At 66.6% G+C, this 3,856-nt stretch carries 3 protein-coding genes; all 3 read right to left on the bottom strand.

The features are described 5' to 3' along the window. Positions 1-116 precede the first annotated feature (116 nt). Positions 117-899, bottom strand: coding sequence for an FAD binding domain-containing protein (locus AC2FL1_RS23320; RefSeq protein WP_496802788.1), 783 nt, complete (start codon positions 897-899; stop codon positions 117-119). Between the two features lie 95 nt (positions 900-994). After that, complete coding sequence (locus AC2FL1_RS23315) at positions 995-3,361, bottom strand: xanthine dehydrogenase family protein molybdopterin-binding subunit (RefSeq protein WP_496878512.1); 2,367 nt, start codon at positions 3,359-3,361, stop codon at positions 995-997. A 51-nt stretch (positions 3,362-3,412) separates the two neighbouring features. Continuing rightward, positions 3,413-3,856: (2Fe-2S)-binding protein (locus AC2FL1_RS23310; protein ID WP_496878511.1), on the bottom strand; the 444-nt coding region annotated here is incomplete at its 5' end.

The raw sequence follows: 3,856 nt of genomic DNA, 5'->3' as shown, positions 1-3,856 counted from the left end.
GAGCCCCCAAAATCTCTGATGAGATTTTGTTAACAGAGTTTGCCTTTGCAAACTCTGCGATGTTGCTCTTTGAGAAGAGGTCCGCGCGCGCGGCTAGGCGCGCGCGGGTGTTTGTGTCAGGCCATGGCCTGGAGGGCGCGGCGGGTGAGGACGCCTGTCAGGTGGGCGCGATAGGCTTTGGTGCCGTGCAGGTCGGCGATCATGCCGTCGGCCTCGGGTGCCATTCCGTCCAGCGCGGCGCCGCTGGCCAGCGCCTCTTCGGCCGCACTCCAGCGGAACACTCCGTCCTCGGACGCGCCGGTCACCGCGATCCTTGTGCCGCCGGCATAGTGCGCCACGAACACGCCCACCAGCGCAAAGCGCGAGGCGGGTTGCAGGAACTTCTGGTAATTGGCCTTCTCCGGCACCGGGAAGCGCACGCTGGTGATGATCTCGCCCTCTTCCAGTGCCGTGGTGAACAGGCCCTGGAAATAGTCGTCCGCCGCGATCTCGCGCCGGTCGGTCACGATGGTCGCCCCCGACCCCAGCGCCGCCGACGGGTAGCAGGCCGAGGGGTCGTTATTGGCCAGGCTGCCGCCGATGGTGCCCCGGTTGCGCACCGCCGGGTCGCCGATGCCCCCCGCCAGCGCCGCCAGCGCCGGGTAATGCGCCGCCGCCGCGCGCGCCACCTCGGCATGGGTGGTGCCGCCGCCGATCGACAGCGAGCCATCGTCGTTCAAACAAACACCCTTCATCTCGGCGATGCCGCCCAGCGACACCAGCTTCGCCGGCGCCGCCAGTCGCTGCTTCAGCGTCGGGATCAGGGTCTGCCCGCCCCCCAGCGCCTGCGCCTCCTCGCTCTTCAGCGCCGCCACCGCCTCGGCCACGCTGCCGGGCCGTTCAAACTCGAAATTATACATCTCGTTCCTCCTCCAAGAGGGCCGGGTCCTGCCCCTTCCTCTTGCTGAAAATATCCCGGGGGTCCGGGGGCTGGCCCCCGGTCCGCCCTCTCGTCTCAGCCCTGCATCGCCGACCAGACCCGCGACGGGCTCATCGGCATGTCGATATGGGTGACGTTCCTGCCGCCCGATTGCAGCGCGTCGATCACCGCGTTCACCACCGAAGGCGGGCTGCCGATGGCCCCGGCCTCGCCGCAGCCCTTCACTCCCAGCGGGTTGTGGGTGCAGGGCGTGGCGCAGGAATGATCCACCGCATAGAACGGCACATCGTCGGCGCGCGGCATCGCGTAATCCATGTAGGATGCGCTGAGCAGCTGCCCGGTCTCCGGATCATAGGCGCAGTTCTCCAGGAGCGCCTGGCCGATCCCCTGGCCCAGCCCCCCATGCACCTGCCCCGACACGATCATCGGGTTGACGATATTGCCGAAATCGTCCGCCGCGCTGAACCGCTCCACCGTCACCTTGCCGGTCTCGGGGTCCACCTCCACCTCGCAGGCATAGGCGCCGGCCGGATAGGTGAAGTTCGACGGGTCATAGAACGCCGTCTCCTCCAGCCCCGGCTCGATATCCTCCAGCGGGTAGTTATGCGGCACATAAGCCGCCAGCGTCACGTCGCCCCAGGCCACGGATTTGTCCGTGCCCGCAACCGTGAACTGGCCGCCCTTCAGCTCGATATCGGCCTCGCTGGCCTCCATCAGATGCGCCGCAATCTTCTTGGCCTTGTTGATGATCTTCTCGGTCGCCCGCACCATGGCCGAGCCGCAGACCGCAAGGCTGCGCGAGCCATAGGTGCCCATGCCGAACGGGATCTTGCTGGAATCGCCATGCACGATCTCGATCATGCTCTCGTCGATGCCCAGCATCTCGGCCACCACCTGCGGAAACGCCGTCTCGTGGCCCTGGCCGTGGCTATGCGCCCCCACCATCACCGAGATCGAGCCGGTCGCGTTCACCCGCACTGTCGCCGCGTCGTAAAGACCCGCCCGCGCGCCCAGCTGCCCCACCAGGTTCGACGGCGCGATGCCGCAGGCCTCGATATAGCAGTTCACGCCCAGGCCCCGCAGCTTGCCGCGCGCCTCGGACTCAGCCCGCCGCGCCGCAAAGCCCGCGATGTCGGCGATCTCTTCCAGCTTGTCCATCGTGGCATTGTAGTCGCCCGTGTCATAGACCACCGCAACCGGCGTCTGATAGGGGAACTCGGTCACGAAGTTCTGACGCCTGAGCGCGATCGGGTCCACCCCCAGCTCGCGCGCCGCCTTGTCGATCACGCGCTCCAGCTGATAGGTCGCCTCGGGCCGGCCCGCGCCGCGATAGGCATCCACCGGCACCGTGTTGGTGAACACCGCCTTCACGTTCACATAGATCAGCGGCGTCTTGTAATTGCCCGCCATCAGCGTGCCATGCAGCCAGGTCGGAACGCTCGGCGCAAAGGTCGACAGATAGGCGCCCATGTTGGCATAGGTCTCGGTGCGCAGCGCGGTGAAGTTGTTGTCGGCGTCCAGCGCCAGCTCGATCTTCGACACATGGTCGCGCCCATGCGCGTCCGACATGAACGCCTCCGACCGCGACGAGGTCCATTTGACCGGCCGCGCCAGCGCCTTGGCCGCGAAGGTACAGAACGCCTCCTCGGCATAATGGAAGATCTTCGAGCCGAAGCCGCCCCCCACATCGGGTGCCACCACCCGGAGCTTGTGCTCGGGGATGCCCAGCACGAAGGCCCCCATCAGAAGGCGGATCACATGCGGGTTCTGGCTGGTGGTGTAAAGCGTCGAGTCCCCCGTCGCCCGGGCATAATCGCCGATCGCCACCCGCGGTTCCATCGGGTTGGCCACCAGCCGGTTGTTCACCAGCTCCAGCGTGGTCACATGCGCGGCCTCGGCAAAGGCCGCGTCCACCGCACCCTTGTTCTCCTCGACGAAGCCCCAGTCGTAGCAGAGGTTCGACGGCAGATCGTCATGCACCTTCGCCGCGCCCTCGGCCAGCGCCGCCTTCATGTCGATCACCGCCGGCAGTTCCTCGATCTCGACACCGATCGCCTCGGCCGCGTCGCGCGCCTGTTCGGGGCTCTCGGCCACCACCGCCGCGATCGGGTCGCCCACATGGCGCACCTTGCCCTGCGCCAGCACCGGGTGCCCCGGCTCGGCCATGGGTTGGCCATGCTTGTCGGTCACCTGCCAGCCGCAGGGCAGACCGCCCACGCCCTCGAAATCGGCGCCGGTAAAGATGCGCACAACGCCGGGCATCGCCGCAGCCGCGGACGTGTCCAGCGACACGATCCGCCCATGCGCCATGTCCGAGCGCAGGAAATGCACGTAAGCCTGGCCGTGAATGTTGATGTCGTCGGTGTAATTGCCGGCGCCGGTCAGAAAGCGCACGTCCTCGCGCCGCTTGCTGCAGGCCCCGATGCCACTGTCCTTGGGCATGTCTCGTCTCCTCCAGATATCAGAATGGTCCGCGGAAATCCCCGCGTGGCCTCATTCGGCCGCGATCCCGCTCACGTCCTGACCGGACGCCGCCAAAATCGCCTTGACGATGTTGTGATAGCCCGTGCACCGGCACAGGTTCCCCTCTAGATGCGCCCGCACCTCGGCCTCGCTGGGCGTCGGGTTCTCCTTCAGAAGCGCCGCCGCAGACATCACCATCCCCGGCGTGCAGAAACCGCACTGAAGCCCGTGATGATCCTGAAACGCCTGCTGCAACGCGTTCAGCGTCCCGTCCGGACCAGCCTGACCCTCGATCGTCGAAACCTCGCACCCGGCAGCCTCAACCGCAAGCATGTTGCACGACTTCACCGCAACCCCGTCAACATGCACCACGCACGCTCCGCACTGACCCGTGTCACACCCAACATGCGTCCCCGTCAGCGACAAACCCTCACGCAAAAAATCAACCAGCAAATCTCGGGACTCTACCGGCCC

Source organism: Ruegeria sp. YKSF070, assembly GCF_059612725.1.
Note: the sequence above shows the minus strand (reverse complement) of the source record. Positions and strands in the feature narration are given on the sequence as shown.

What these genes read in the sequence shown, in the direction of transcription:
- AC2FL1_RS23320 (WP_496802788.1), bottom strand. Translation starts at nt 899, where the DNA reads ATGTATAATTTCGAGTTTGAACGGCCCGGCAGCGTGGCCGAGGCGGTG.
- AC2FL1_RS23315 (WP_496878512.1), bottom strand. Translation starts at nt 3,361, where the DNA reads ATGCCCAAGGACAGTGGCATCGGGGCCTGCAGCAAGCGGCGCGAGGAC.